The sequence below is a fragment of the Flavobacterium ichthyis genome (assembly GCF_009915155.1).
Lineage (GTDB): Bacteria > Bacteroidota > Bacteroidia > Flavobacteriales > Flavobacteriaceae > Flavobacterium > Flavobacterium ichthyis.
In genome coordinates this window covers 17734-44648 of record NZ_JAABLM010000008.1, presented here as the reverse complement: position 1 = coordinate 44648, position 26915 = coordinate 17734, and the positions used below count along the sequence as shown (strand labels likewise).

Annotated in this window: 26 protein-coding genes; 16 read left to right on the top strand and 10 right to left on the bottom strand. The window is 34.0% G+C overall.

All coding sequences use genetic code 11. From position 1 onward, the window contains the following. Nucleotides 1-13 precede the first annotated feature (13 nt). Nucleotides 14-1423 carry a TlpA family protein disulfide reductase gene (locus GV828_RS07830; protein ID WP_166536934.1) on the top strand — a complete coding sequence of 470 codons (1410 nt, stop codon included), beginning with the start codon at nt 14-16 and terminating at the stop codon, nt 1421-1423. A gap of 41 nt (nt 1424-1464) precedes the next feature. On the opposite strand, the gene fsa is transcribed toward GV828_RS07830, so the two are convergent. Then, nucleotides 1465-2121, bottom strand: a complete 657-nt coding sequence (gene fsa / locus GV828_RS07825; protein ID WP_166536933.1) for a fructose-6-phosphate aldolase — start codon at nt 2119-2121, stop codon at nt 1465-1467. 157 nt (nt 2122-2278) lie between these two features. Continuing rightward, nucleotides 2279-3082 carry an SDR family oxidoreductase gene (locus GV828_RS07820; RefSeq protein ID WP_166536932.1) on the bottom strand — a complete coding sequence of 268 codons (804 nt, stop codon included), beginning with the start codon at nt 3080-3082 and terminating at the stop codon, nt 2279-2281. A 101-nt stretch (nt 3083-3183) separates the two neighbouring features. On the opposite strand from GV828_RS07820, the gene GV828_RS07815 reads away from it, so the two are divergent. From GV828_RS07815 to GV828_RS07805, 3 genes are read left to right on the top strand one after another with little or no spacing between them, the layout of a single operon-like run. Beyond that, nucleotides 3184-4275: an AI-2E family transporter gene (locus tag GV828_RS07815; protein WP_166536931.1), complete on the top strand. Its 1092-nt coding sequence runs from the start codon at nt 3184-3186 to the stop codon at nt 4273-4275. Nucleotides 4276-4283: 8 nt separating this feature from the next. After that, the gene (locus GV828_RS07810; RefSeq protein ID WP_166536930.1) at nt 4284-5456 is read left to right on the top strand and encodes a class I SAM-dependent methyltransferase; all 1173 of its coding nucleotides are present in this window, start codon (nt 4284-4286) and stop codon (nt 5454-5456) included. 3 nt (nt 5457-5459) lie between these two features. Further along, nucleotides 5460-6044 carry a hypothetical protein gene (locus tag GV828_RS07805; protein ID WP_166536929.1) on the top strand — a complete coding sequence of 195 codons (585 nt, stop codon included), beginning with the start codon at nt 5460-5462 and terminating at the stop codon, nt 6042-6044. Here the strand turns inward: GV828_RS07805 and ddpX are convergent. Continuing rightward, nucleotides 6041-6742 carry a D-alanyl-D-alanine dipeptidase gene (gene ddpX, locus GV828_RS07800; protein WP_166536928.1) on the bottom strand — a complete coding sequence of 234 codons (702 nt, stop codon included), beginning with the start codon at nt 6740-6742 and terminating at the stop codon, nt 6041-6043. The genes GV828_RS07805 and ddpX overlap by 4 nt on opposite strands. 81 nt (nt 6743-6823) lie before the next feature. On the opposite strand from ddpX, the gene GV828_RS07795 reads away from it, so the two are divergent. The 4 genes from GV828_RS07795 (at nt 6824) to GV828_RS07780 (ending at nt 11252) form a co-directional block, all read left to right on the top strand. After that, a complete protein-coding gene (locus tag GV828_RS07795; protein WP_166536927.1) occupies nt 6824-7180 on the top strand; it encodes a hypothetical protein in 357 nt (118 codons plus the stop codon). A gap of 154 nt (nt 7181-7334) precedes the next feature. After that, the gene (gcvT, locus tag GV828_RS07790) at nt 7335-8417 is read left to right on the top strand and encodes a glycine cleavage system aminomethyltransferase GcvT (protein ID WP_166536926.1); all 1083 of its coding nucleotides are present in this window, start codon (nt 7335-7337) and stop codon (nt 8415-8417) included. 3 nt (nt 8418-8420) lie between these two features. Next, nucleotides 8421-10463, top strand: coding sequence for a S41 family peptidase (locus tag GV828_RS07785; RefSeq protein ID WP_166536925.1), 2043 nt, complete (start codon nt 8421-8423; stop codon nt 10461-10463). A 72-nt stretch (nt 10464-10535) separates the two neighbouring features. Continuing rightward, a complete protein-coding gene (locus tag GV828_RS07780; RefSeq protein WP_166536924.1) occupies nt 10536-11252 on the top strand; it encodes a YebC/PmpR family DNA-binding transcriptional regulator in 717 nt (238 codons plus the stop codon). Between the two features lie 313 nt (nt 11253-11565). Here the strand turns inward: GV828_RS07780 and GV828_RS07775 are convergent, their stop codons facing one another. Together GV828_RS07775 and GV828_RS07770 are read right to left on the bottom strand one after the other, a co-directional pair. Continuing rightward, on the bottom strand, nt 11566-12606 hold the full coding sequence (locus GV828_RS07775; RefSeq protein ID WP_166536923.1) for a PLP-dependent cysteine synthase family protein: 1041 nt from the start codon (nt 12604-12606) through the stop codon (nt 11566-11568). Between the two features lie 76 nt (nt 12607-12682). Then, nucleotides 12683-14740, bottom strand: coding sequence for a S9 family peptidase (locus GV828_RS07770; protein ID WP_166537047.1), 2058 nt, complete (start codon nt 14738-14740; stop codon nt 12683-12685). A gap of 143 nt (nt 14741-14883) precedes the next feature. Between GV828_RS07770 and GV828_RS07765 the strand changes: the two genes are divergently transcribed. Continuing rightward, entirely contained in the window at nt 14884-15207 is a 324-nt protein-coding gene (locus GV828_RS07765; protein ID WP_166536922.1) for a YbaB/EbfC family nucleoid-associated protein, read from the top strand. Between the two features lie 3 nt (nt 15208-15210). Here the strand turns inward: GV828_RS07765 and GV828_RS07760 are convergent, their stop codons facing one another. Next, a complete protein-coding gene (locus GV828_RS07760; protein ID WP_166536921.1) occupies nt 15211-15879 on the bottom strand; it encodes a DUF4294 domain-containing protein in 669 nt (222 codons plus the stop codon). Between the two features lie 84 nt (nt 15880-15963). Between GV828_RS07760 and GV828_RS07755 the strand changes: the two genes are divergently transcribed. Further along, a complete protein-coding gene (locus GV828_RS07755) occupies nt 15964-17052 on the top strand; it encodes a M42 family metallopeptidase (protein WP_166536920.1) in 1089 nt (362 codons plus the stop codon). A 73-nt stretch (nt 17053-17125) separates the two neighbouring features. On the opposite strand, the gene GV828_RS07750 is transcribed toward GV828_RS07755, so the two are convergent. The 3 genes from GV828_RS07750 to GV828_RS07740 form a co-directional block, all read right to left on the bottom strand. After that, complete coding sequence (locus GV828_RS07750; RefSeq protein WP_166536919.1) at nt 17126-17515, bottom strand: ankyrin repeat domain-containing protein; 390 nt, start codon at nt 17513-17515, stop codon at nt 17126-17128. A gap of 198 nt (nt 17516-17713) precedes the next feature. Beyond that, nucleotides 17714-18673, bottom strand: a complete 960-nt coding sequence (locus tag GV828_RS07745) for a phosphoribosylaminoimidazolesuccinocarboxamide synthase (RefSeq protein ID WP_166536918.1) — start codon at nt 18671-18673, stop codon at nt 17714-17716. A 279-nt stretch (nt 18674-18952) separates the two neighbouring features. Next, complete coding sequence (locus GV828_RS07740) at nt 18953-19900, bottom strand: PhoH family protein (RefSeq protein WP_166536917.1); 948 nt, start codon at nt 19898-19900, stop codon at nt 18953-18955. Between the two features lie 126 nt (nt 19901-20026). Here GV828_RS07740 and GV828_RS07735 point away from each other — a divergent pair, with 126 nt between their 5' ends. From GV828_RS07735 to GV828_RS07710, 6 genes are all read left to right on the top strand, one after another. After that, nucleotides 20027-20860 carry an SAM hydrolase/SAM-dependent halogenase family protein gene (locus GV828_RS07735; RefSeq protein WP_166536916.1) on the top strand — a complete coding sequence of 278 codons (834 nt, stop codon included), beginning with the start codon at nt 20027-20029 and terminating at the stop codon, nt 20858-20860. A 46-nt stretch (nt 20861-20906) separates the two neighbouring features. After that, a complete protein-coding gene (locus tag GV828_RS07730) occupies nt 20907-21203 on the top strand; it encodes a putative quinol monooxygenase (RefSeq protein ID WP_166536915.1) in 297 nt (98 codons plus the stop codon). Nucleotides 21204-21252: 49 nt separating this feature from the next. Then, nucleotides 21253-21978 (top strand): gliding motility-associated ABC transporter permease subunit GldF, encoded by a 726-nt coding sequence (gene gldF, locus GV828_RS07725; RefSeq protein ID WP_166536914.1) that lies wholly within the window; start codon nt 21253-21255, stop codon nt 21976-21978. After that, on the top strand, nt 21978-23642 hold the full coding sequence (gene gldG / locus GV828_RS07720) for a gliding motility-associated ABC transporter substrate-binding protein GldG (protein WP_166536913.1): 1665 nt from the start codon (nt 21978-21980) through the stop codon (nt 23640-23642). The genes gldF and gldG overlap by 1 nt, the downstream gene beginning before the upstream one ends. 94 nt (nt 23643-23736) lie before the next feature. Continuing rightward, entirely contained in the window at nt 23737-24855 is a 1119-nt protein-coding gene (gene dnaN, locus GV828_RS07715) for a DNA polymerase III subunit beta (protein ID WP_166536912.1), read from the top strand. Between the two features lie 6 nt (nt 24856-24861). Continuing rightward, nucleotides 24862-25398, top strand: coding sequence for a hypothetical protein (locus GV828_RS07710; protein WP_166536911.1), 537 nt, complete (start codon nt 24862-24864; stop codon nt 25396-25398). Nucleotides 25399-25510: 112 nt separating this feature from the next. On the opposite strand, the gene GV828_RS07705 is transcribed toward GV828_RS07710, so the two are convergent. Next, nucleotides 25511-26878, bottom strand: a complete 1368-nt coding sequence (locus tag GV828_RS07705; protein WP_166536910.1) for an NAD-dependent succinate-semialdehyde dehydrogenase — start codon at nt 26876-26878, stop codon at nt 25511-25513. Between the last annotated feature and the right edge of the window lie 37 nt (nt 26879-26915).

Genomic DNA, 26915 nt, shown 5'->3' with positions numbered 1-26915 from the left:
GATAAAAATTTAAATGCACAACCACAAGATTTTTAGGTTATTATCAATCCCCCTATTTTGCTTTGCCCTTTTTGCATCTTGCAATCAAAAGTATAAAAGCGACAATTTTACTGCTTTTTTCGGAGGAGAAGTAACCAACCCGCAAAACCGTTACGTTCTATTTTTGAAAGATAGCGAGGTCATTGACACCTTGCCGTTGGACAGAAACAATCGCTTTTACAAAAAATTTGATTCCTTAACTCCCGGTTTGTACACTTTTAAACATGAGCCTGAATATCAATACGTTTATTTTGATAAAAACGATAGTATTATGGTTCGGATGAATAGTACTGATTTTGACGAGTCAGTTATATTTTGCGGACGAGGCGGTGAGAAAAATAATTTTTTGATGGAAATGTACCTTCAAAACGATTCCGACAGAAGCAAAATGTTTGCCGTTTTCGATTATGATGTGAAAAAATTCACTCATTATATTGATTCCACTTACGCAAAAAGAAAAAATTTTTACCAAACCAAGAAAGAAAAAATCCAGTGGAACGACGAATTTGATTTTTACGCACAAGCCGCGTTAACGTTCCCGTATTACACACGCAAAGAAATTTATCCGGTTGTTCACGAACTGAGAACCGGAGAAAAAATAAGCGACAAATTGCCTTCAAATTTTTACAATTTCCGAAAAGAAGTTGATTTTAACAATCAGTTGCTTACGCATTATTCGCCATTTGTAAAATACCTTACCTACTTATTAAATAATCTTGCTTTAGAAAAAACCGCGTCAGAATTTAGTGCCCGAAAAGCCAATTCGCTTGAAATGAATATTGCCAAACTTAACATTGCCGATACACTTTTTACAAACGAAAAAATTAAAAATACGGTTTTAGACAATATTGCATTTGCGTACCTTTTAGAAGATCAAGAAATTGAAAACAATAAAAAGTTTTTAGAGCGTTACAGCCAACTTTCAACAGACAAAAGCAATAAAAACGAAATTTCTAAAATAGGGAACGCCATTAAAAATTTAAAACCCGGAAATTCTCTTCCTGAGTTAGAACTAATTAATCCTGAAGGTAAAATTATCAAGTCAAGCGAAATTTTAACCCAAAAAACTGTGATTTTTTTCTGGACAGAAAATGCCGAATCACATTTAATTGGCATTCATAAAAAAGCAATTGAGTATCAAAAAAAATTTCCGGAATATCAGTTTATTGGGATTAATGTGGACGATAATCAGGTCAAATGGAATAACGAAATGGCAAAATACCATTTACAAAATATTCACGAATACCGTGTTAAAGATTTCGAAAAACTTCGGGAGAAATGGGTAATTACCAAGATTCAAAGAGCAATGATTATAGAGGAAAATGGAAAAATAAAAGACGCGTTTGTCAACCTCTTTGATGTAAATTTTGAAAAATTATTGTAAAAAAAATTCCGCTTATTGAAGCGGAATTTTTTTATGGAAAATTATTTATTACCTTTTTCAAAATCGGCTACAAATTGTGCTAAACCAATATCTGTCAACGGATGCTTCAGTAAACCTGTAATGGCAGAAAGTGGTCCCGTCATCACGTCAGCACCAATTTTGGCACAATTTACAATATGCATCGTATGACGAACTGAAGCCGCTAAAATTTCGGTTTCAAAACCATAATTATCATAAATTTCTCTGATTTCGGCAATCAAGTTCAAGCCATCCGTAGAAACATCATCTAATCTTCCTAAAAACGGCGACACATAACTTGCGCCAGCTTTTGCAGCCAAAAGCGCTTGTCCAGCCGAAAAAACTAAAGTTACATTCGTTCTAATTCCTCTATCAGAAAAATATTTTGCCGCTTTCACGCCATCTTTTGTCATGGGTAATTTTACCACAATTTGCTCGTGTAATTCCGCCAACTCCTCGCCTTCTTTCACCATACCGTCAAAATCAAGCGCATTCACTTCCGCACTAACATCGCCATCCACAAGGTTGCAAATGTCCACATAATGCTTCAAAATATTATTTTTCCCGGTAATTCCTTCCTTCGCCATCAAACTCGGATTCGTCGTTACACCGTCCAAAATTCCCATCGCTTGGGCTTCTTTAATTTGCTCTAAATTAGCAGTATCAATAAAAAATTTCATCTATAATTAATTTGTGTGTTTACTTTTATTTTTTTGGGCGTGCCCCTTCGGGTCGGGCTTTCCGTTACAATCTTTTCTCTTGCCAAAAAAAAAGGCAAGAAAAAAGGATTTCCACTACAATCCCTCACGCAACCCCCGTGCAAAAATTTGCGCAAAATTACAACTTATAATGTTTCATCAACATTTTTTCATACATTTTGTCGGGCAAAATGCGTTTCAGTACAATCGAAAATTTTTGCATAAATGCACCAACTTTGTAATGTATCTTCGGGTTTTTCGTATTGATTATCTTTTCAATTGCCATCGCCATTTGCAGCGGATTACTTCCGGAATCTACGTGGTCGTTCATAGTTTTTAACATATCGCCGTAAATTTTTGCGTAAGCAGAATCTTTAATTAAAGGCGCGTGAAAACGTCCAGAAGCAATATTGGTCGCAAAATCTCCAGGAGCCACATTAGTGATCACCACGCCAAAATTTTTCACTTCCATTCGCAACGCTTCAGTAATCAATTCCAAAGCGCCTTTCGATGCCGAATAAACGCTTCTGTAAGGCAAACCCATATATCCAGCAATTGAGGTTATGTTGATCACTAACCCCGATTTTTGTAAACGCATTTGCGGCAAAACGGCTTTCATCATTTCAATCGGACCAAAAAAATTGGTTTCGAAATTATTTTTAATTTCATTAAGCGGAATTTCTTCCAAAGGTCCAGTGATGCCAACTCCAGCGTTATTAATCAACACGTCTAAGCGGTTTTCTTTTTCGATAACCGTTGCAACAGCATTTTTTATTTGCTCGGAATTTCTTACATCTAAAGCAATTAACGGGAATTTTACATCTGAATAACGTTCTGGATTCCGGCTTGTTCCATACACTTTAAAACCTTTATCAGTTAAAAATTCTCCTATTGCTTTTCCAATTCCCGAAGAGCCTCCGGTAATCAACACCACTTTTGGCATACTTTTATATAATTTTTGCCAAATTTAAGTTTAATTTTAAAATTATGTAATTATTCTGCTTTGAGATTTTGTTATATTCGCTAAACAAAAACTCAAAAACCATGGTAACCTCTAAAACAATTGGAAATGGAATACTTCGTGCCTTGTTCATAACGGCCGGAATTACGTTATTATTTCTTTTTCTTTTTAAGATAAGATCAGTCATTCTTTTTATTTTCATCGCTTTGATTGTAAGCATGATTGGAAATCCGATTGTAAATTTTTTAGAGAAAAGACTAAAATTTAACCACATTGCGGCAGTCATCACCACGTTAGCATTTTTTATATTATTGGTAGCTGGGTTTATTATGATGTTTGTTCCACTAATTATTACGCAAAGTGAGAATTTATCATTATTAGATACGGCTCAACTTGAAACCGACTTGAATAATCTTCGTAATCAGTTAACGTCATACCTTTCCAGTTATGGGATTGACGCCGAAAATATGTTGGCAGAATCCAATTACATGTCTAAAATTAACCTTAATTTTATTCCACAATTTTTAAATGGATTTTTGGCAACACTTGGTGATATTGGCGTTGGTGTTGGTTCAGTTATTTTTGTAACTTTTTTCTTTTTAAAAGACAAAAAATTGTTTACTGTAAATGCCAAAAAAATTCTACCATCGCAACATGAATATAAAATTATCAAATCCTTTAGAAAAACCAATTATTTATTAAGCCGTTATTTTATTGGATTAATCGGACAAATTTCAGTTTTGTTTGTAATGTATCTTATTGTACTGTTGATTTTTGGGGTAGAAAATGCTTTTATCATAGCATTTATTACGGCTTTTCTCAATATTATTCCTTACATCGGACCATTAATTGCTACTGTTTTAGTGGCGGTTCTTACCATGTTAGGACATATGGGACCTGACCAACAAGATACGATGCTTTCTACCACGCTTTATGTGTTGATAGGTTATACAATAGCGCAAATTATTGACAATAACGTTACCACGCCATTAATTTTTTCAAATAGTGTTAAAAGTCATCCGTTGGAAATTTTTATCGTAATTTTGGCAAGCGGATTTGTCGTAGGAATTTTTGGGATGATTGTAGCAGTTCCACTTTACACAATTGCAAAAGTTGTTGCAAAAGAATTCTTTCCTAAAAATCAGGTAATCAAAATATTAACACGAGATATTTAATCTATTAATTGAAACATTTTTCAGTAGAAATAAGGCAGTTTATCAATGATAATTTAAACGAAGATTTTAATCGATTAGCGCTTAAAAAAAATCCGTTTCCTGAATATGACTGGAAGGAAATTTTAAACCAAATTGCGGCAAAGTCTAAAGCCAAAACGAAACTGCCAACTTGGTTTGAAAATAATGCTGTTATTTTTCCGAGTAAAATTTCTGTAGAGCAAACATCTTCGGAAAAGACCGCTGCTTTTAAGGCTTCACTTATTTGTGGTGATTCATTGATTGATTTGACTGGTGGTTTTGGCGTGGACGATTTTTATTTTGCCAAAAATTTTAAAAATGTAGTTCACTGTGAAATTAACCCGGAACTTTCGGCAATTGTCAAACATAATTTTGAGATTTTAAAAGCAGAGAATATTCAGTGTGAAACGGGTGATAGTTTAGCAATTCTACATAAGTTAAACCGGAAATTTTCTTGGATTTACATCGATCCTTCCCGACGAAACGACGCAAAAGGGAAAGTTTTTTTATTAGAAGAATGTTTGCCAAATGTCCCTTTTTTACAATCAGAATACTTTAGATATGCCGATAATATTTTGATTAAAACCGCTCCTATTTTAGATATTTCTGCTGGCATAAATGAACTAAAAAATGTAGCAAAAATTCACGTTGTTGCGCTTGAAAATGAAGTAAAAGAATTGCTTTGGGAAATTCAAAAAGATTATCACAATTCAATTGAAATTAAAACGGTGAATTTGCAGAAAAATAAGCCAGAAACTTTTAATTATTTATGGAAACTTGAACCTAAGATTTTGTTAAGTAAACCCTTAACTTATTTATATGAACCCAATCATGCCATTTTAAAATCAGGGGGATTTGATTTTTTAATTGAACGTTTTAATGTAAAAAAACTCCATCAACACTCACATTTATTTACATCTGAAACATTAGTTGAGGATTTTCCCGGTAGAAAATTTAAGGTTGAAAATGTGTTTCCGTATAATAAAAAAATGATGAAAGAAAATATTGCGGATAAAAATGCTAATGTCGCCACTCGAAATTTTCCAGAATCAGTAGAAAATCTTCGGAAAAAGTGGAAAATTAAAGATGGTGGAAATTCTTATGTGTTTTTCTCGACTAATTTGAAAAACGAGAAAATTGTATTACTTTGCCAAAAAATTTAATTAATGAAGAAGTTATTTTTAGGAATTTTTGCTTCGCTCCTATTTTCCATCTCTGGTTTTGCTCAAAAAGATTGTGAATATCCAGTTAATTTCACGGATTCAATCGGAACTTATAAAGAGACCAAACAAGTTATCGTTCACGAAAAAAATTTTGCAAACGCTTCTACTTTCATTTTTTTCTCATTGGCCGTTTCAAACGATACGCCTCTATTAAATTTTCAGTTATTTCAAAAAAGCAAAGACTTTGTAACGGCTCATTGTTTGGACAAAAATTCTAAAATTTACCTGCAACTGCTTGATGGCTCGATTATTACTTTATTAAATTCTAATTCGGACGACAACTGCGGAAACTCAGTTCGTGATGAACAAGGAAACAATATTCGTATCACAACAGGAATGTTCTTGTTCTTAAAAAATTCTTTAGCTAAATTAGAACAATCACCCGTGACTTTGATTCGTGTAAAATATGCTACGGAAACTATTGATTACATCATTAAATCCGAATTAAAATCCGAGCTCAACGGTACAGTTTACAAGCCAGAGAAATTTTTCATTGAAAATCTAAAATGTGTAACCAGCAGTAATTAATTTTTGCAATCCCAAGAAAAATTAGAAAGCGGCATTTGTTGTGCATTTGACAAGTTATAATGCCACCATTCCGAATCAAAAGACCGAAATCCGCTGCGCAACATTATTGATTTCAATAAAGTCCTATTCGTAATTATTTCAGGGGATAAATTTTTGTACGAATGTGCGGCTTCCGGACCAAAATGATCAAATTTCGTTCCCATATCTATTTCATTTCCACTGTAATCCGTTAAAGTAATATCAACGGCTCCACCTCTATTATGAATGGAACCTTTTGCAGGATCAGCAACATAAGTGGGATTCGGAACAATGTCCCACATTTTTTTCTGCACGTCTAACGGACGATAGCAATCGTAAATTTTTATTTTATATCCTAATTTCACAAATTCTTGATTGGCTTTTACTAGTGCTTTTACGGTTTTTAAACGCAAAAAACATTCATCACAATTGTACACTTTTTCTTTCAAAAAATTATCCTCAGATGCATATTTCATGTCGTAAAAAAAGTCCTTTCCATAATCTTTTAAATTAACGAATGTAGTATCTGCCAAATTATTTTTCGCCGCTTCGAGCAATGCCGCGTTGTTTTCCATAAATTCAAAATTATTAGCAATCAAAGCATCGCTGTAAACCGCAGGTTGTGGATTTTTACAAGCCATTAAAAGAAACAGGCACAATATTGGGAGGAAATATTTCATTGAATACAATTTTTATAGAACAAATTTATTTAAACCAATTAATTTTTTTTGTATTTTTAAGATAAATTAAAATTTAGTACCATGAAAAAATTTTTATTCATAGGAATAGCCTTGCTTTTTTCGGGCTTAACCAATGCACAGGAAACGCCTGTCAAAAAACGTACCACAACCACTATACAAAAAACAAAATCCGACACGAAAGCTGCTGTTAAAAAAGCCGAAATAAAAGCTGCAAAAGCTGAAACAAAAGCTCAAACCGATGTTGCTAAAGCCAAAGCGAAAGCTACAACTTCTAAAAGCGAAGCCAAGAAGAAAGTTGCGGAATTAAAAGATAAATCTACCGGCGAAACTTACAACGGAAAAAAAGTTTACACAGGACCGAAAGGCGGAAAATATTACATCAATAAAAACGGAAATAAAACATACATCGATCAATAAAAAAAAATTACCTTACACTATTTTGAAATCCCGAGTAAATTTCGGGATTTTTTAATTCATTTTAAGATGAAAAAAACAAAAAAACCGAATATTTATCGCCGTTTACCACAAAAAAATCAATAAATTAGCGACAAATTTAAAAGCACCCTTGGAGATGAAAAATACTGCGTTAACGCACATTCATGAAAACTTAGGAGCCAAAATGGTTCCATTTGCCGGATTTAATATGCCCGTTCAATACGAAGGCGTGAACGTTGAACACGAAACCGTACGAAATGGTGTGGGTGTTTTTGATGTTTCGCATATGGGAGAATTTTTTATCGAAGGTCCAAATGCATTAGCGTTAATTCAAAAAGTAACATCAAATGATGCCGCAGTTTTGGTTGACGGAAAAGCGCAATATTCTTGTATGCCAAATGAAACAGGTGGAATTGTAGATGATTTAATTGTTTACAGAATCAACGATCAAAAATATTTATTGGTTGTTAATGCTTCCAATATTGAGAAAGATTGGAACTGGATAGCTTCAAAAAATGACGTAAATGCCGAGATGACCAACGCTTCAGATGAATATTCTCTCTTAGCAATTCAAGGTCCAATGGCCATGGAAGCTATGCAATCATTGACTTCCGTAGATTTGGCTGCTATAAAATATTACCATTTTGAAATTGCAGATTTTGCTGGATTTGATGATGTGATTATTTCGGCAACAGGATATACCGGTTCAGGGGGTTTTGAAATTTATGCAAAAAATAATCAAGTGGAAACCATCTGGAACAAAGTGTTTGAAGTGGGAAAAGCGTACGATATCAAGCCAATTGGTTTAGCGGCTCGTGATACACTTCGCTTAGAAATGGGATTTTGCCTTTACGGAAACGATATTAACGATACAACTTCTCCACTTGAAGCGGGATTAGGCTGGATTACTAAATTCAATAAATCATTTACAAACTCTGAAAATTTAAAACTTCAAAAAGAAATTGGTGTATCAAAAAAATTGGTCGGATTTGAACTTTTAGAAAGAGGAATTCCGCGTCATGACTATGAAATTGTAGATGAAAACGGAAATAAAATTGGGATTGTAACCTCCGGGACAATGGCTCCTTCATTAAATAAAGGCATTGGTCTAGGATACGTAACTACTGAAAACGCAGCAGTTGATTCGGAAATTTTTATCCGAATTAGAAAAAATGATATCCCTGCGAAAGTGGTAAAACTTCCGTTCTACAAAAAATAATCTATGAAAAAAATTGCACTTGGTTTTTGGTTAATAAGCTTGGCGGGATTTGGTCAGAGTGAAGAAAATCCGTGCGAAATTTTAAGTAAAATTCAGCGTTTGATTGTTGCCGAACATTATAAAGCCAAATCGGTTGATGATAGTCTTTCGGTTTTTGTTTTTGAAAAATGGATGGCAGAATTGGATCCACATAAAAATATTTTTTTAAAAACAGAATATGACGCACTTTCAAAACACAAATTGAAAATTGACAACTATGTGTTTCAAAAAAATTGTGGTTTTATAGCAGAAGTGGCTGAAACTTATAAAAATGCTTTGCTTAGAACAAAAAAAACAATCGATAAAATCAGACCACTTCCCATGAATTATTCAAGCGGTGATACAGTGAGATTTTATAAAGATGCTTTCCCGTTTTATGTTAAAGAAAATGAGATAGAAAAAGTTTTTATAAAAAGATTGAAATATGAAATTTTAGAAGATATTGCTAAATCCGGAAAAAATCTAGATTCTATAAATCAAAATTTTGAGGTAATTGAAAAAAAGTCACATCAAAAAATTTTTGATGCCAACATATGTAAAATTGACAATCGGTTAAGTGTTCAGGGCGGAATTGAGAGCAACATCGCTTCTAAACTTTTTGATATTTTTTGCAAATATTTTGATCCTCATACTTCTTACTTCTCATATGATGCAAAATCTTCATTTGTTTCTGATCTTTCAACTAACAATCTTTCATTAGGAATCAACGTTAGAATTAATGAAAACGAAGAGTTATTTGTAGAAAATGTTGTTCCAGGTAGTCCAGCTTCTAGCGAAACCATTATTGAAAAAGGCGACCAGATTCTTAAACTTTTGCCTAAAAATGGTGCGGAGTTATTAGTATCTTGCACCTCATTAGAAACAATTGGAGGAGTGATCCGGTCAGATAATTATAAAGAAGTAACCATTTTTTTTAGAAAAAAGGACGGAAAAGAATATGATGTTACGCTAGAAAAAAAATTGATGAAGGCCGATGAACATTCGGTATATAGCATGATTTTAAAAAGAGGATCAACACGTGCAGGTTATATTAGAATTCCAAGTTTTTACACAGATTTTGAAAATTCCGATAATGGTGGTGTTGCCGATGATGTTTTAAAAGAAATAATCAAACTAAAAAACGACAACATTAACGGATTAATTATCGATTTGCAAAATGATGGAGGCGGATCTATGGACGAAGCCGTAAAATTAGCCGGATTATTTATTGATCACGGAGCAGTTTCGGTATCTGTTGACAATAGAAAAAGACAAAGAATATTAAGAGACTTTAATCGTGGAACTGCTTTTAATGGAAATATCATTATTTTGGTAAATGGAAATTCTGCTTCAGCAAGTGAACTTTTTGCAGCTGCAATGCAAGATTATAACCGTGCATTAATAGTAGGGTCAAACACACACGGCAAATCGACAATGCAACAAATTTTTCCTGTAACAGAAGACAATAAAAATTTTGTAAAACTTACCATAGGTAAATTTTATAGGGTAAATGGTACAAGTCATCAGCAAACTGGAGTAATACCCGATATTAACATTCCACAGTTATATGATAAAATCTTAAAGCGCGAAAGCACAAATGAAATGGCATTGTCAAATGATGTTATCAAAGTTTCAGCTAAATTCAAGCCCTACCAAAATGCTTTTAAAAACGTAATTTTAAAAAGTAATTTGCGCATCGACAACGATTTATTTTTAAACCAAATTGTAGTGCTGAATAAAGAACTAGAAGAAGTTTATAATAACCAGAAAGCTCCTGTTAGCATTTCGGTACAAAATGTTTTTATGGATTTTCATCAAACGGATTCATTGTTTGACAAAATAAAAGAGTTGTCAGAGAAACAAATGGATTTTGAATTAGAAAACACTTCTCACCAAAAAACTCTAGCGTTAAATGACACTTTTCAAGCAATGATCCTTAATGAAAGAAAAAAAGAATTATTAACCAATTATACGGCAAACGAAGCGCTAAATATTCTGGCAGATTTTGAAGAAGATATGACAAATTAAAACACGTTTTTTTTTGAAATTTTTATTGGAACAACTTATTTTTGCAACGCTTTAAAAAAAAATAAAATAGAAATGGGAAGAGCTTTTGAGTTTAGAAAAGGCAGAAAAATGAAACGATGGTCAGCAATGGCTAAAGCATTTACCCGAATTGGGAAAGACATCGTTATGGCAGTTAAAGAAGGTGGTCCAAATCCGGAATCTAACTCTCGGTTAAGAGCTGTAATTCAAAATGCCAAAGCGGCAAACATGCCGAAAGACAATGTTGAACGTGCCATTAAAAAAGCAACCGAAAAAGATACCGCTAATTATAAAGAAGTATTATTTGAAGGTTATGCACCACACGGAATTGCAATTTTAATTGAAACTGCAACAGACAATAATAACCGAACGGTAGCTAACATTAGAAGTTACTTCAATAAATGTAACGGAACCATGGGAACTCAAGGTTCTGTGGAGTTTATGTTTGATCACACCTGCAATTTTCGTATTCCAGCAGATGGAATTGATGTTGAGGAATTAGAATTAGAAATGATTGATTATGGTGCTGAAGAAATTTTTGCCGATGATGAAGGTGGGATTTTAATTTATGCTCCGTTTGAAAGTTTTGGTTCAATCCAAAAAGAATTAGAAAATAGAAACATCGAAATTTTATCTTCTGGATTTGAGAGAATTCCGCAGGTAACTAAGAAATTAACCGAAGATCAAGTGGCTGATGTTGAAAAACTTCTTGAAAAAATTGAGGAAGACGATGACGTTCAAAACGTTTATCACACAATGGAGGAAGCTTAGGATAGCATATTTAAAATTTAAGATTTTAGTATTAAGTATTAAGTATTAAGACAAAAAAACATATCCACTATAAAATTGATATTTAAAAAGCTCCGAGAGGTTATTTTCGGAGCTATTTTTTTACAGTTTTCTTTATGGAGGCAATGTGGAATCAATTGTTGCTACTAAAATTTTTTTTTGCTTCAGAATGACAAAATTGTGTTAACTAAAATGCGTTGGGAAAAATTCTAACAGAAAAATTGTTTCCTAATATCTCCAAAAAAAAGCTCCGGATTTCTCCAGAGCTGTATATAATATTTTAGATTCTAAAAATTCATTTGATAAATTCAATTTTTTGCGTTTCTTCAACATTAACGCTGTCAAAAAACCCTTGTTCATTCATCCATTCATCACTAAATACTTTACTCATATAACGTGATCCATGATCTGGAAAAATAGCAATTACATTACTGTTTTCATCAAATTCTCCTTCTTCAGCATATTGCTTAATTGCTTGTAAAACTGCTCCAGAAGTATAACCTACGAACAAACCTTCTTTTTTAGCAATTTCTCGGGTAGCATGAGCACTTTCCTCATCAGTTACTTTAATAAATTTATCGATTACGTCAAAATCTGTAGCAGTTGGGATTAAATTTTTCCCCAAGCCTTCAATTCTATATGGATAAATTTCCGCAGCATCAAACTCTTTTGTTTCGTGGTATTTTTTCAAAACAGAACCAAAAGCATCAACACCTAAAATTTTAATATTAGGATTCTTTTCCTTCAAAAATTTTGCTGCTCCTGAAATAGTTCCACCTGTTCCACTACATGCAACTAAATGTGTGATTTTTCCGTTAGTTTGTTCCCAAATTTCCGGACCTGTTGTTTTGTAGTGAGCATCAATATTTAATTGATTAAAATATTGATTGATGTAAACTGAACCTTTGGTTTCTTCGTGAAGTCTTTTGGCAACATTGTAGTAAGACCTTTCGTCATCAGCAGAAACATGAGCTGGACAAACATATACTTTTGCCCCCATACTTCGTAGCATATCAATTTTGTCTTTAGACGATTTTGAACTTACCGCTAATATACAGTTATAACCTTTTATAATGCTTACCATTGCAATACTGAAACCGGTATTTCCAGAGGTAGTTTCGATAATTGTATCGCCTGGCGAAAGGATACCTTGTCTTTCGGCCTCTTCAATAATATAAAGAGCAATTCTATCTTTTGTGGAGTGTCCCGGATTAAAGGCTTCTACTTTTGCGTAAAAATTTCCTTCAATATTTTCAGTAACTTTATTGAGCTTAATAAGTGGTGTGTTTCCTATTAATTCCAATGCGTTATTGTAAGCTTTTATTTCTTCTTTCATAAAAAAATAGTTAATCAAGACGGTCTTCAATTTTTACCGGTCTCAAATCCTTGCAAATTTAACAAAAAAATTTCAATTACTTTTCAATCCCTTCCAAATCTAATAAAAAACTAATCTCTTTGGCAAGCTCTTTTAGGGCTTCAAAACGTCCGGAAGCCCCGCTATGACCCGCGTCCATGTTTACATCAAAAAATAATTTATTTTTATCAGTTTTCAATTCGCGGAGTTTCGCAATCCATTTCGCTGGTTCCCAATATTGCACTTGAGAGTCATGAAGTCCTGTTGAAACATATAGATTTGGATAATTTTGTGCTTTAACATTATCGTAAGGCGAATAACTTTTCATATAATTATAGTAGATCAAGTCGTTTGGATTCCCCCATTCGTCATATTCTCCCGTAGTTAAGGGTATGGAATCATCTAACATTGTGGTAACAACGTCCACAAAAGGTACTTGAGCAATAACACCATTATACAATTCCGGAGCTTCATTAATTATCGTTCCCATTAATAATCCTCCAGCAGAACCGCCTTCAGCATACAAATGTTGAGGACTTGTATATTTTTCTTTGATTAGAAATTTCGAACAAGCAATAAAATCGTTAAATGTATTGCGCTTTTTAAGCAGTTTTCCATCTTCGTACCAAAGTCGTCCTAAATCTTCGCCTCCCCTTACGTGAGCAATTGCCCAAATGAATCCGCGATCTAGTAAAGTTAATCTTGAAGAAGAAAAATAGGGATCCATCGTCATTCCATATGAACCGTAAGCATATAATAACAATGGATTGTTGCTGTCTTTTTTTAAATTTTTGCGATAAACCATCGAGATTGGTATTTTAACACCATTTTCTGAGGTTGCCCAAATGCGCTCTTCAATATAATTTTCTTTGTCAAAAGTTCCCAAAACCTCTTGTTCTTTCATCACGGTTTTGGTTTTTGTAGCCATATTAAAATCAATTACTGACGAAGGCGTGGCGAGCGACTGATATATGTAACGTAAAACTGGTGTTTCAAAATCTGGATTGGTGCCTAAACTTGCCGTATAAGTTTCGCTGTTAAAAGGCAAATAATATTCTTTTTCACCGTTCCAAGGCATGATTCTAATTTTATTTAAGCCATTTTCCCGTTCACCAACGACCAAATAATCTTTAAAAATTTCGAAATCTTCTACCAAAACTTCCTCGCGATGCGAAATAACATCTTTCCAGTTGTCTTTTTTAGTAGCCGTTTCGGATGTAACCATTATCTTAAAATTTGTAGCCTCATCTTTATTGGTCAAAATGTAAAATTTGTCTTGGTAATGCGCAATTGAATATTCCAAACCACGAATTCGAGGTTGAAAAACTCTAAAGTTGCCCGATGGATTATCGGCTTCTAAAATTCTCGATTCTGTGGTTAAGGTACTTCCAGAATTAATAACTAAATATTTCCGAGACTTTTCTTTTCCTACTGAAACATTAAATGTGTCATCTTTTTCCTCATAAACGAGTACATCTTTTTTGCTGAAATCGTTTAAAACATGTTTCCAAATTTTATCAGAACGCAAAGTTTTTTCATCTTGAGTGGTGTAAAAAAGCGTTTTATTGTCATTCGCCCAAGTCGAATTTCCGGTAGCATGCTGAATTTCGTCTTTAAAAATTTCTCCTGTTTCAAGGTTTTTAATTTTGATGGTATAAATTCTTCTACCTACTACATCAATTCCAAATGACGCAAATTTATTATCAGGACTGATGCTAATACCTCTCAAATTAAAATAACTATGTCCATCCGCAAGTTGATTACAGTCAAAAAGAATTTCTTCTGGAGCGTCAAGTGTAGCTTTTTTTCGGGCGTAAATGGGATAATTTTTACCTTTTTCAAATCGGGTTAAATACCAGTAACCGTTATAAAAATAAGGAACGGATTCGTCCTCTTCCTTAATCCTGGCTTTCATTTCTTCAAATAGTTCTTGTTGAAATTTCTGCAAATGCTGGGTTGACTTTTGGTAATATTCATTCTCTTTATTGAGATAATCAATTACTTCGGGATTTTCTCTTTCGTTTAACCAAAAATAGTTATCTATGCGTTTATCACCATGTTTTTCTAAAGTAACCGGAATTTTTTTGGCAACAGGGGGAAGTATTTTTTCAGACATTTTGTTTATTGATTGTTGAGCATAACTTGCCGTAAACATTAGAAATGCACTCGGCAAAATCCTTAAGATTTTCATACGGCTTCGTTTGAAATTAACTATGCAATTTACTAATTTCGCCGTTACTAATTTTAAAATTTATCAACATGTTTGGAGATATTATGGGTATGATGGGGAAAATCAAAGAGACCCAACAAAAAATTGAAGAAACTAAAACCAGGCTAAATACGGTTTTAATTGACGAACAAAGCAATGACGGGCTTTTGAAGGTAACGTTAACTGCAAATAGAGTTGTAAAATCTATAGAAATTGATGATAGCTTATTGCAAGATAAAGAGCAATTAGAAGATTATTTATTGATGGTTTTCAACAAAGCAATTGAAAAAGCAACAAGTGTAAACGAGGCAGAATTGGCAGCTGTTGCCAAAGATGGCATGCCAAATATTCCTGGAATGGATTTATTCAAATAAAAATTATTCCTTCGCTTTTAATTTTGAAGTTGCAATTCTGTCGTTCCAAATTTTAGTCAAATGGTTGTAATCAATTTGCATTTTTGGATTTTGTTTTGGCAATCGCCCTTCCTGAATGGCACGCGACAGAATTGTTTCGATTAAAAAATCTTCGCCATTATTTTCAGGATTGTAAGGCGTTTTGAGATTTATACTAAATACACGAGCGGTTTTGTTGGCCCAAAAAGCCTTCCAACCGCTTTTTTGTTCTTTGATTAAGTCGAAAGTTACGCTTCCAGTTTGTCTATGAATCAATTTTACTAAAATTTGCCCGTCTTTTCGAGATAAATTTTTTAATTTTCCTTCAAATTCTTTTTCGAGATAATCTTCAACAATCTTGAAATATTTCTTCTTTTCACGCTCCGTTTTCAACTTTGCTAAAGTATTATTTAACGATGTTAATCGTTCCGAGGCCGCTTTCGCAAAAGGATAAACTTTGTAAACCCTTCTTTGCAAAATCAAAAAATTCTTTCTACTTTCTTCGTCCACTTCTCCTCTAAACACCAGAACTTCAGGCAAATTTATCTGCATAATAGTATCGGGTTCGTTTAAATATTCGTCATTTTTATCCACTTGCGAAATCGCTTGTGTGGATAAAATCAAACAAAATAAAAGGCTTGCAAATGCTTTCATTTAAAGATATTTTCTTGGGTAAAATTATACATTAAATAGATAACTCTAATTTCAAATTTATATTTTAGCAAAAAATTACTGTTTATGTCATCAAAATCAATTTTGAACGAAAAGTCAATGGCTTTTCTCGAAAATTACCTGAACAACGCTTCGCCAACCGGATATGAATCTGAAGGGCAAAAAATCTGGATGGATTATTTAAAACCATACGTTGATACTTTTATAACTGATACTTACGGAACCGCTGTAGGTGTCATCAATCCTGATGCCAAATATAAAGTTGTAATTGAAGGTCATGCCGATGAAATTTCTTGGTATGTGAATTATATTACAGATAACGGATTAATTTATGTGATTAGAAACGGTGGTTCAGATCATATGATTGCTCCTTCAAAACGTGTCAATATTCATACCAAAAACGGAATTGTAAAAGGCGTTTTTGGTTGGCCTGCCATTCATACCCGAAATAGAGCCAAAGAAGAACCCGCAAGAATTGACAATATTTTTATTGATTGCGGATGTTCAACCAAAGAAGAAGTTGAAAAGTTAGGTGTTCACGTAGGTTGTGTGATTACTTATCCGGATGAATTTATGATTTTGAACGAAAATAAATTTGTTTGCCGCGCGATTGACAACCGTTTAGGCGGATTTATGATTGCAGAAGTCGCACGCCTTTTGAAAGAAAATAAGAAAAAATTACCGTTTGGGTTATACATCACCAATTCAGTTCAGGAAGAAGTAGGACTTCGAGGTGCGGAAATGATTACTAAAACTATTCGCCCAAACGTAGCAATTGTAACCGATGTTTGCCATGATTCTACAACACCGATGATTGATGAAAAAATTGAAGGCGACACACAAATTGGCAAAGGTCCTGTTGTAACCTATGCTCCAGCAGTTCAAAATAAATTACGTGAATTAATACTTGAAACTGCCGAAGAAAAAAAGATTCCCTTCCAGCGTTTGGCTTCTTCAAGAGTTACCGGAACTGATACTGATGCATTTGCTTACAGTAACGGTGGCGTGGCTTCGGCCTTAATTTCTTTACCGCTTCGGTATATGCATACCACGGTTGAAATGGTGCATAAAGACGATGTGGAAAATGTGATTAAATTAATATACGAATCCGTTTTAAAAATTAAAGGCGACGACACTTTTTCCTATTTTTCATAAATAATTAAAAATCGTTTCAACAAAAAATCCCGCTCAAATTTGGACGGGATTTCTTTTTTTTGATTGATGACGATTATTTTTTCTTGTGATTTTTCAAAATTTCTACCGATTCCGTAGCGTTTGAAAATTCGGCGTATTGTAAAGCTGTGTTACCTTTAGAATCTTTCAACTTTACATTTGCACCATTGTCTAACAAAAATTGAACAATTTCTATCTTGTTATAACGAGCCGCATACATTAAAGGTGTCATTCCGTTTGAGGATGTAGAATTAACATCCGTACCAAATTCTATCATTTTTTTTACCGCTTCCAAATCTCCTTTGGCAACCGCCTGACAAAGTGGGTTAACATCTTTAAGGGTTGAAACTTTTACAACACCTGGATTAGTAACTTTCGCTGCTGCATTTGCAAAAGTTGATAAACTTAAAAACGCCATTCCAAATAAAATTGCTGTTTTTTTCATGATTGATTAATTTAATTGATGATTAATTTATTTTGATTGTACTTTAATAGACGAACGAATAAATCATTCGTTACCAATAATTTAGATTTTAACATGGATTTAACTTTTAACTCCTTGAGAATAAATCATTACCTTGATTACAAAGAACAAAAAAACCACGCAATTGCATGGTTTTCTTTGTTTTAAATAAAAGTAATTTTACTGTTTATATTCGGATAAAAAATGAGTTACATGTTGTTCAATTCTGGCATCAATATTGGCAATATCAGCTTTAAAAAACTTCTCGCCTAAAATATTTTCGTACAATTCAATATATCTTTCCGAAACCGATTGGATGTATTCGTCTGTCATTTCCGGAATTTGCTGGTTTTCTTTTCCTTGAAAACCATTTGAGATTAACCATTGACGTACAAATTCTTTTGAAAGTTGCTTTTGAGATTCGCCTTTTTCTTGTCGTTCCTGGTAATTTTCTTTGTAAAAATATCGAGAAGAATCTGGCGTGTGGATTTCATCAATTAGCACAATTTTTCCGTCTTTGGTTTTACCAAATTCGTATTTTGTATCGACTAAAATCAAGCCTCTTTCAGCCGCAATTTCAGTTCCTTTGTTAAATAAAACGTGGGTATAATTTTCTAAAATTATATAATCTTCTTCAGAAACCAAACCTCTTGACAAAATTTCTTCTCGAGATATATCTTGATCGTGTTCACCGTTATCGGCTTTTGTGGTGGGTGTAATGATTGGCTCAGGAAGTTTATTATTTTCTTTTAAACCGTCGGGAAGTGAAACGCCACAAATTTCTCGTTTTCCAGCGGCATATTCTCTTGCGGCATGACCAGAAAGATATCCTCTAATTACCATTTCTACTTTAAAAGGTTCACAAAGATGCCCAATGGCAACGTTTGGGTCTGGCGTGGCAATAAGCCAATTGGGGACCAAATGAGCCGTTCTTTCCATAAAACGGGTGGCAATTTGATTTAAAATTTGTCCTTTATAAGGAATTCCTTTAGGCAAAACGACGTCAAATGCCGATAATCTGTCGGTAGCAATCATGACCAAAAGATTGTCATTAATATTGTAAACTTCGCGGACTTTTCCACGGTACACGGATTTTTGTCCGGGGAAATTAAAATTGGTTTGGGTTAGGGTGTTGCTCATTTTAGTGTGTTGTTATTTGTAGGTAAAATTAATTTTTTTGTACGAAACGAGCAAGGTATTTAGGTTTTGGTTGGGAAGTTTTTTGGGATGCCGAAGTTTTTTAAATAGCCCCGATTACCTCACGTAGCATTTATTTTCATATGTGTTCGGTGAACACTCCGTGTTTGAAGTGGAAATCCTTTTTATCGATTGCCCGGATGAAAATCCAGGGCAATTGATAAAAAGATTGTAGCGAAAAGCGGGAACATGTCCCGACGCTTCGGATCGCTCCAAAAAAAATTAATCGTGATTTTCGATTTTTTTGTAGGCGTCGATTACTTTTTTTACTAATCTGTGACGAACGATGTCTTTGTCGTCAAGGTAAATGATGCCAATGCCGTCAATGTCTTTAAGTACAAGCAAAGCTTCTTTTAGACCAGAGATTGTTCTTCGAGGCAAATCGACTTGTCCTGGATCTCCGGTGATAATAAATTTAGCATTTTTTCCCATTCGGGTTAAAAACATTTTCATTTGTGAATGTGTGGTGTTTTGCGCTTCGTCTAAAATGACAAAGGCATGATCTAAAGTCCTACCACGCATGAAAGCTAAAGGAGCAATTTGGATGATTCCTTTTAAAATGTAATCTTCTAGTTTTTCTGGCGGAATCATGTCGCGCAAGGCATCGTAAAGCGGTTGCATGTAAGGGTCTAATTTTTCCTTCATGTCTCCAGGCAAAAACCCGAGGTTCTCCCCGGCTTCTACGGCAGGACGCGTTAAAATAATTCTTTTCACCTGTTTTTCTTTCAAGGCTTTCACGGCAAGGGCAACACCTGTGTAAGTTTTTCCGGTTCCGGCTGGTCCAACGGCAAAAACCATATCGTTTTTATTCACAGTATCGACCAACAATTGTTGGTTTGGCGTCATGGCTTTAATGAGCTTTCCTCCTATTCCGTGAACCAGAATTTTATCGTGATCCGCCATTTTTTCCATTTGTACGCCACCTTCAATCACGCGTTCAATAACATTATTGTCAATATTATTGTATCGTGAAAAATGAACCATTAATCGGTTGAAACGGTTTTCAAATTCGTCTAAAACTTCTTTTTCACCGAAAGCTTTGAGCGTAGTGCCACGGGCTACAATTTTTAATTTCGGATAGTATTTTCTAATGGTTTCAAGATGAGCATCTTGAGCTCCCCAAAAATCTTTTGGGGCGATGTCTATGAGTTCTATGGTACGTTCGTTCAATTGTTTTGTGTTTAAATTGGAATTCAGATAATTTATTACTGTATTAAATTTAGAAATAATTAGCTTTGCATATCTCAAATTTATAAAAAAATAAGCCGCCATTGTGCGAATGTTATAAACAATTTTATGTCAATAATTACCCTTACAACTGATTTTGGATGCAAAGACCATTTTGTGGGTTCCATTAAGGGTAAGATATATTCAGAATTTCCTGATGCCAAAATTGTAGATATTTCGCATGACATTGATCCGTTTAATACCTCAGAAACCGCTTATATTTTAGCCGCTTCGTATGCTTCTTTTCCTAAAGGAACTATTCATATCATTGGGGTTGATGCCGAATTACATCAGCAAACTCTACATGTGGCAATGCAATGGAATGACCAGTATTTTATTTGTGCCGATAACGGAATTTTATCGATGCTTACGCAAAAAATTATTCCGCAGAAACTTGTGGCAATCAACATCCATGACCGTTTTGCGAGTGATGCAACCGCAATGGATATTTTTGTGAAAGTGGCAGCTCATATCGCAAGAGGCGGATTGCTAAACGTGGTTGGAAAAGAAATTCAGCAACTCAATCAAGTGACAGAATTACAAGCTGTGGAATCTCCCGATAAATCTTCCATCAAAGGTTACGTGATTTATGTGGACCGATTTGGGAATGTGGTAACTAATATTTCTAAAAATCTTTTCACAGAGGTTGGCAACGGAAGAAAATACCAAATTTTATTCAGAAATTATTCTTTGAAAACCATTTTACCCAATTATTCTTCAATTGTAAATTTTGATGCTAATCCCATGAAATTTTACGAAGGTAAAGAACTCGCCATTTTTAACGAAGCGGGATTTTTAGAAATTGCGATGTATAGAAGTAATCCTGATTCTCACGGTGGCGCTTCAAGTTTATTTGGGCTTACCTATCGTGATATCGTGACAGTGAAGTTTGATGTAATTTAGGATATAGGATAAAAATTAACTTTGATAATTAACAAAAACAAGAACTATGTTTATCAGAATCGTTAAACTTTCTTTTCATCAAGAAAATATTCCGGCATTTTTAGAAAATTTTAATTTAATGAAAGAAAAAATACGAAATTCGCCCGGAAATCGTTTCTTAGAGTTGTATCAGGATCAAAACAATCCCGAAATTTTCTTTACTTACAGTTATTGGGAAACGCCAGAAGATTTGGAAAATTACAGAAATTCGGCGTTGTTTGATGAGGTTTGGACGTTCACAAAAAAATTATTCAACAATAAACCGGAGGCTTGGAGTGTGGATAAATTGGCAACTTTGCCATAAATCTTAATAAAAGCGACAAACTTTTTTAACTTTACACAAAAATTTTTACATGAAATCAATTTTACTGCGAGAAATCAAATCCTTTTTCGGTTCGCCGGTTGGCTATTTGGTGATTGCCATTTTTTTGCTTCTCAACGGACTTTTCTTATGGGTTTTTGAAGGCGATTTCAACATTTTAAATTCAGGTTTTGCTGATTTGAGTCCGTTTTTTACTTTGGCACCATGGATTTTGCTTTTTCTGATTCCGGCAATCACGATGAGAAGTTTTTCTGATGAAAAAAAACAAGGTACCATTGAACTTTTATTTACCAAACCTTTGAGCAGCAATGATATTGTGGGCGGAAAATTCTTAGGTGCAATGTTCTTAATTTTTATGGCATTAATTCCCTCAATCATTTACGTGTTCACCATTTCGTCCTACGGAAATCCGGAAGGAAACTTAGATTACGGCAGTACAATGGGTTCCTATTTCGGATTGATTTTTTTAATTGCCGCTTACACCTCAATAGGAATCTTTACTTCTACCCTTTCCGAAAATCAAATTGTAGCTTTTATCATCGCTGTATTTTTATGTTTTATTTTTTATTTTGGTTTTGATGGTTTAGCCTCTTTTGCTGGAGAATTTGACTATATGGTTGCTTCATTCGGTATGGATTTTCATTACAAAAGTATTAGTCGTGGCGTGATTGACACCCGCGATATTTTATATTTTTTAAGTATTACCGTTTTATTTTTGGCATTTACTGCTTTCAAACTTAAATCTTTAAAATCATAATGAAAGCCAATCAGAAAAAAAACATTCAGAAACTTGTTTTGCTCATTATAGCAATAATTGGTCTTAATATTGTAGGACAATTTTTCTTTAAAAGATTTGATTTAACACAAGATAAACGTTATACTTTGTCAGAAAGTTCGTTGACTTTAATTAAAAATGTTGACCAGCCACTTTACATAGATGTATTTCTCGACGGAAATTTCCCAGCAGAATTTAAGCGTTTGCAAGGTGAAACCCGTCAGATTTTAGAAGAATTCAGAGCCTATAATTCTAATATCATTTTCAATTTTACCGATCCTTTGGCTGATGAATCAAAGGCCGAACAATTTATGGCTGAACTTTCGGCTTTAGGTTTTTCGCCTACCAATATTCAAATGAATAAAGGAGGAAAAAAATCAACTATTCCGGTTTTTCCTTGGGCCATTGCCAACTATGGAACAAAATCCGTTAGAGTGCCGCTTTTGGTAAATAATTTTGACAATACTCCGGAAGAAAATATCAGTAAATCCGTACAATTGCTCGAATATGCTTTTGCCGATGCATTGACAAAACTTTCCACAACTGAGATGAAAAAAGTGGCGGTTTTGAAAGGGAATGGAGAAATTTCGGATAAATATTTGGCAGATTTCATTATGAATTTGCGTGAATATTATATGATTGGTGAATTTAACCTTGATTCGCTTTCGGATAATCCTAACAAAGTTTTGCAAAATTTGCAACGTTTTGATGCTACAATTATTGCTAAACCAACTGAAGCTTTTTCTGAATCGGAAAAATATATTTTAGACCAATATATAATGAACGGCGGTAAAACGCTTTGGATGGTTGATAAAGTGGCGGCAGATTTAGAAAACATGCGAAACGAAAATCAATCGACGATGGCGTTCCCGTTGAACCTGAATCTCGACGATATGTTGTTCCGTTATGGCGTGAGAATCAATTATAATTTGGTTCAGGATTTATTGTCAACCCCAGTTACAGCACAAAGCGAACAAGGGGAATTTCCTATTGATTGGTTATATTCCCCAATTGCAAAATCACCTGAAAATCATCCGATTAATAAAAACGTGAATTTGGTAAAATTAGAATTTGCCAACCAAATCGATCTTTTGAAAAATGACATCAAAAAAACCGTTATTTTAGAATCTTCAGAACAAACTAAAGTCATTGGAACTCCAGTTGAATTGCAGCTGAACCAATTTATGGAAGAGCTAGATGAAACCCAATTTAACAAAGGAAAACAACCCATTGGTGTACTTCTGGAAGGAAAATTTACTTCGGCTTACAAAAACCGCGTGAAGCCTTTTTCGGCTTTAAAAAGTATGGAAGATGGTATTGATAATAAAATGATTGTAATTGCCGATGGTGATATTGTCAATTATTCTTATGTGAATAAAAAACCTTTGATGAACGGAATTGACCAATGGACACAACAGGTTTATGGCAATAAAGAATTTCTTTTGAACGCTGTCAATTATTTGTTAGATGATACCGGATTACTCAACGTTAGAGGTAAAAATGTAGTGCTCCCGTTATTAAATGAAACAAAAGTGACGCAAAATTATACGAAAATTCAGCTGATCACCATTGGATTACCCTTGTTGATTTTAGCCCTTTTCGGAATTATTTTCAATTATATCAGAAAGAAAAAATATGCACGATAAATGTTACTAAATCATTTTTGATTTCAGTAACTTTAAAATATATTTGTGCATCGTAAAAAATATGTAGATTTTTACATTCCAAAAAAAAAAAACAATGAAATTTATAGTATCGAGTTCATATTTGTTAAGACAACTTCAAGTTTTAGGAAGCGTTATTAACAGCAGCAATACTTTACCAATATTGGATAATTTTTTATTCGAATTAGAAAATAACCAATTGACTGTTTCGGCATCGGATTTAGAAACAACCATGTCAGCAACATTAGAAATCGATTCTTCAAGTACCGGAAGTGTTGCTGTTCCCGCAAAATTGTTATTGGAAATTTTAAAAACTTTCCCAGAACAACCGCTTACATTCACCGTTGAAGAAAATAATACTATAGAAATTAGTTCTAATTCAGGTAAATATGCATTGGCTTATGCTCCGGGAGAAGAATTTCCAAAATCGGTTATTTTAGACGATCCATCTTCTACAATTGTTCCCGCTGGAGTTTTGGCAACAGCAGTGAGCAAAACTATTTTTGCTGCCGGAAATGATGATCTTCGTCCGGTAATGTCTGGCGTATTTTTTCAATTTTCTCCGGAAGGTTTAACTTTTGTGGCAACAGACGCTCACAAATTAGTAAAATATGCCAGAACTGATGTAAAAGCGTCACAAGTGGCAGATTTTATTATGCCCAAAAAACCACTTAACATCTTAAAAAATATTTTAGGAACTTCTGAAGCTGATGTAAAAATTGATTATAACGACTCAAATGCTACATTTTCATTTGATAATTATGTCCTGACTTGTAGATTAATTGACGGAAAATATCCTAATTACGAAGCGGTAATTCCAAAAGAAAATCCAAATAGATTATTGATTGACAGAACACAATTTTTAAGTTCTGTTCGTCGTGTGGCAATTTTTTCGAACAAAACAACACATCAAATTCGTTTAAAAATTGCAGGTGCAGAATTGAATATTTCTGCCGAAGATATCGATTATTCTAACAAAGCAGAAGAAAGATTAACTTGTGATTATCAAGGTGATGATATGCAAATTGGTTTTAATTCGAGATTTTTAACCGAAATGCTGACTAACTTGCAAAGCGACGAAATACAGCTTGAAATGTCGTTACCAAATAGAGCCGGAATCTTAACGCCAGTTGACGGTTTAGAAGATGGCGAAACGGTTACGATGTTAGTAATGCCAGTGATGCTAAACAACTAATTTTTGATGAAAAAAATCTTCAAAATAAATATTGCGTTGGCATTGTTACTGCTTTTTTCTTGTAGTGATGATGAAGGAAAAGTGGAACCGAATACCTTTGGTTTTTCGTACAGCAATAATTTTTATGCACTCAATCAGGCGTGGTTTGAAGATTTAAATGTAATTGACGAAACACCTTCTGATATTTCGCTCACGTTGTCAAATGTGAATTTAGGCTTGGCAAATGCAATTTCTAATGTGTCAAAAGTTGATTTTACAATTCAAAATTTAATTGACTTGCAACCCGGAACTTACGAAGTAATTCCCAATTATTCTATAGAAATTGGTTCTTATTTTGATGCCGAAGGAAATTACGTAACCGGAACTTCGGTTTTGAATACTGAAACTGGTTTAACCGCAAGTTCAACATTAGTTACAATTAACCAAGTAGATTTAGAAGATAATTTTATTGACCTCAACTTTCAATTTGTCCGAAACGACGGTCAAGTAATTGAAGGAGTTTATCAAGGTACATTAAATAATGATTCAGTTGCTCCTGAATAATAAATAGTAATCCAACCCAAAAACCAAAATGACCGTAACTTGCTGTTGCGGTTTTTTTTTCCAAAAAAAAACCTGCATCAGCAGGTTATTTTTAATAATTGAAAGTATAACATTATTCTGCTATACGGATTAATTTTTTATTCAAAAACTCCTCAAACCCTAACGCTGAAAGTTCGCGCCCATAACCCGAACGTTTTACGCCACCAAATGGTAAATCTGGTCTTGAAGCCGTATGTTCGTTTATAAATACCATTCCAGTTTCAATTTTATCGGCTACGGCAACGGCTCTTTTTAAATCTTTACTAAAAACCGAACCTCCTAATCCAAATGAAGAATCATTGGCCAATTCAATCGCTGCTTCTTCATCTTTAACTCTAAAAATTGAAGCAACTGGTCCAAAAATTTCTTCGTGATAAGCTACCATTCCTGGTTTAATATCCGTTAAAATGGTAGGCTCAAAAAAAGCACCTTCACGATCCATTCGTTTTCCACCTAATAAAACTTTTGCACCAGCATCAACCGTTTCTTTCACTTGTTTTGCGATTTTCTTTGCAGCTTCTTCAGTACTTAAAGGTCCGACTTCGGTGTCTTTATCCATAGGATTGCCTACTTTTAAATCTTGTAATTCTTTTTTGAATTTTTCGATAAAATTATCGGCTATTTCCTCTAGTAAAATAATTCTTTTTGATGAGGTACAGGCTTGTCCCATATTCCCAAATCTCCCTTTCACAGCATTCTCCACGGCTTTATCAAGATCGGCATCTTCTAGAACGATGAACGGATCGCTTCCACCTAATTCTAAAACAGATTTTTTGAGATTTTTTCCAGCAGCTTCCGCCAAACTTGCTCCTGCTCCTTCACTTCCGGTCAATGACATGGCAGCAATTCTTTTGTCTTCTGCGATTTTTGCTACACGTTTGCTGGCGATAAACAGATTGGTATAGATTCCAGTTTCTGCACCAGCTTCGGTAAAAATTTCTTCAATAATTGCGGCACATTGTGGTACATTTGAAGCGTGTTTAACTAAGATAACATTTCCAGCAGCAATATTTGGAGCGGCAATTCTGGCCACTTGATTAAACGGATAATTCCACGGCATGACTGCCAAGATGGAACCTATTGGCGTAAGCCTTACAAAAGCTTCACCATCCTCGATTTTTATTTTTTTATCTTCTAAAAAGGAAGCCGCATTTTTAGCGTAATATTCGTAAACTGAAATACACATATCAATCTCCGCTTCACTTTGTTCGATGAGTTTTCCCATTTCTAAAGTGATGAGTTTTGCCAGTTCAGTTTTTCTATTTTTCATGATAGATGCTACTTTTTCAAGCAATTGACATCGTTTTTCAACTGAAGTTTTTTTCCATTTTTGAAACGCTTGGTGTGCGGTTTCTATTTTATTATCTAACTCTTTTTCAGATATTTCCTCAAATGATTTTACTTTTTCGTTGTTATAAGGATTTACAGTTTCTATAGCCATAGTTTATTTTTTTCGTGTTATTATTAGTTTGATTAAT

Coding starts and splice junctions, on each gene's coding strand:
- GV828_RS07815 (WP_166536931.1), top strand. CDS start 3,184: ATGGTAACCTCTAAAACAATTGGAAATGGAATACTTCGTGCCTTGTTC.
- GV828_RS07820 (WP_166536932.1), bottom strand. CDS start 3,082: ATGCCAAAAGTGGTGTTGATTACCGGAGGCTCTTCGGGAATTGGAAAA.
- GV828_RS07745 (WP_166536918.1), bottom strand. CDS start 18,673: ATGAGCAACACCCTAACCCAAACCAATTTTAATTTCCCCGGACAAAAA.
- dnaN (WP_166536912.1), top strand. CDS start 23,737: ATGAAATTTATAGTATCGAGTTCATATTTGTTAAGACAACTTCAAGTT.
- GV828_RS07805 (WP_166536929.1), top strand. CDS start 5,460: ATGAAGAAGTTATTTTTAGGAATTTTTGCTTCGCTCCTATTTTCCATC.
- gldG (WP_166536913.1), top strand. CDS start 21,978: ATGAAAGCCAATCAGAAAAAAAACATTCAGAAACTTGTTTTGCTCATT.
- GV828_RS07710 (WP_166536911.1), top strand. CDS start 24,862: ATGAAAAAAATCTTCAAAATAAATATTGCGTTGGCATTGTTACTGCTT.
- ddpX (WP_166536928.1), bottom strand. CDS start 6,742: ATGAAATATTTCCTCCCAATATTGTGCCTGTTTCTTTTAATGGCTTGT.
- GV828_RS07770 (WP_166537047.1), bottom strand. CDS start 14,740: ATGTCTGAAAAAATACTTCCCCCTGTTGCCAAAAAAATTCCGGTTACT.
- GV828_RS07765 (WP_166536922.1), top strand. CDS start 14,884: ATGTTTGGAGATATTATGGGTATGATGGGGAAAATCAAAGAGACCCAA.
- GV828_RS07760 (WP_166536921.1), bottom strand. CDS start 15,879: ATGAAAGCATTTGCAAGCCTTTTATTTTGTTTGATTTTATCCACACAA.
- fsa (WP_166536933.1), bottom strand. CDS start 2,121: ATGAAATTTTTTATTGATACTGCTAATTTAGAGCAAATTAAAGAAGCC.
- GV828_RS07730 (WP_166536915.1), top strand. CDS start 20,907: ATGTTTATCAGAATCGTTAAACTTTCTTTTCATCAAGAAAATATTCCG.
- GV828_RS07705 (WP_166536910.1), bottom strand. CDS start 26,878: ATGGCTATAGAAACTGTAAATCCTTATAACAACGAAAAAGTAAAATCA.
- gldF (WP_166536914.1), top strand. CDS start 21,253: ATGAAATCAATTTTACTGCGAGAAATCAAATCCTTTTTCGGTTCGCCG.
- GV828_RS07750 (WP_166536919.1), bottom strand. CDS start 17,515: ATGAAAAAAACAGCAATTTTATTTGGAATGGCGTTTTTAAGTTTATCA.
- GV828_RS07780 (WP_166536924.1), top strand. CDS start 10,536: ATGGGAAGAGCTTTTGAGTTTAGAAAAGGCAGAAAAATGAAACGATGG.
- GV828_RS07735 (WP_166536916.1), top strand. CDS start 20,027: ATGTCAATAATTACCCTTACAACTGATTTTGGATGCAAAGACCATTTT.
- GV828_RS07795 (WP_166536927.1), top strand. CDS start 6,824: ATGAAAAAATTTTTATTCATAGGAATAGCCTTGCTTTTTTCGGGCTTA.
- GV828_RS07785 (WP_166536925.1), top strand. CDS start 8,421: ATGAAAAAAATTGCACTTGGTTTTTGGTTAATAAGCTTGGCGGGATTT.
- gcvT (WP_166536926.1), top strand. CDS start 7,335: ATGAAAAATACTGCGTTAACGCACATTCATGAAAACTTAGGAGCCAAA.
- GV828_RS07755 (WP_166536920.1), top strand. CDS start 15,964: ATGTCATCAAAATCAATTTTGAACGAAAAGTCAATGGCTTTTCTCGAA.
- GV828_RS07775 (WP_166536923.1), bottom strand. CDS start 12,606: ATGAAAGAAGAAATAAAAGCTTACAATAACGCATTGGAATTAATAGGA.
- GV828_RS07830 (WP_166536934.1), top strand. CDS start 14: ATGCACAACCACAAGATTTTTAGGTTATTATCAATCCCCCTATTTTGC.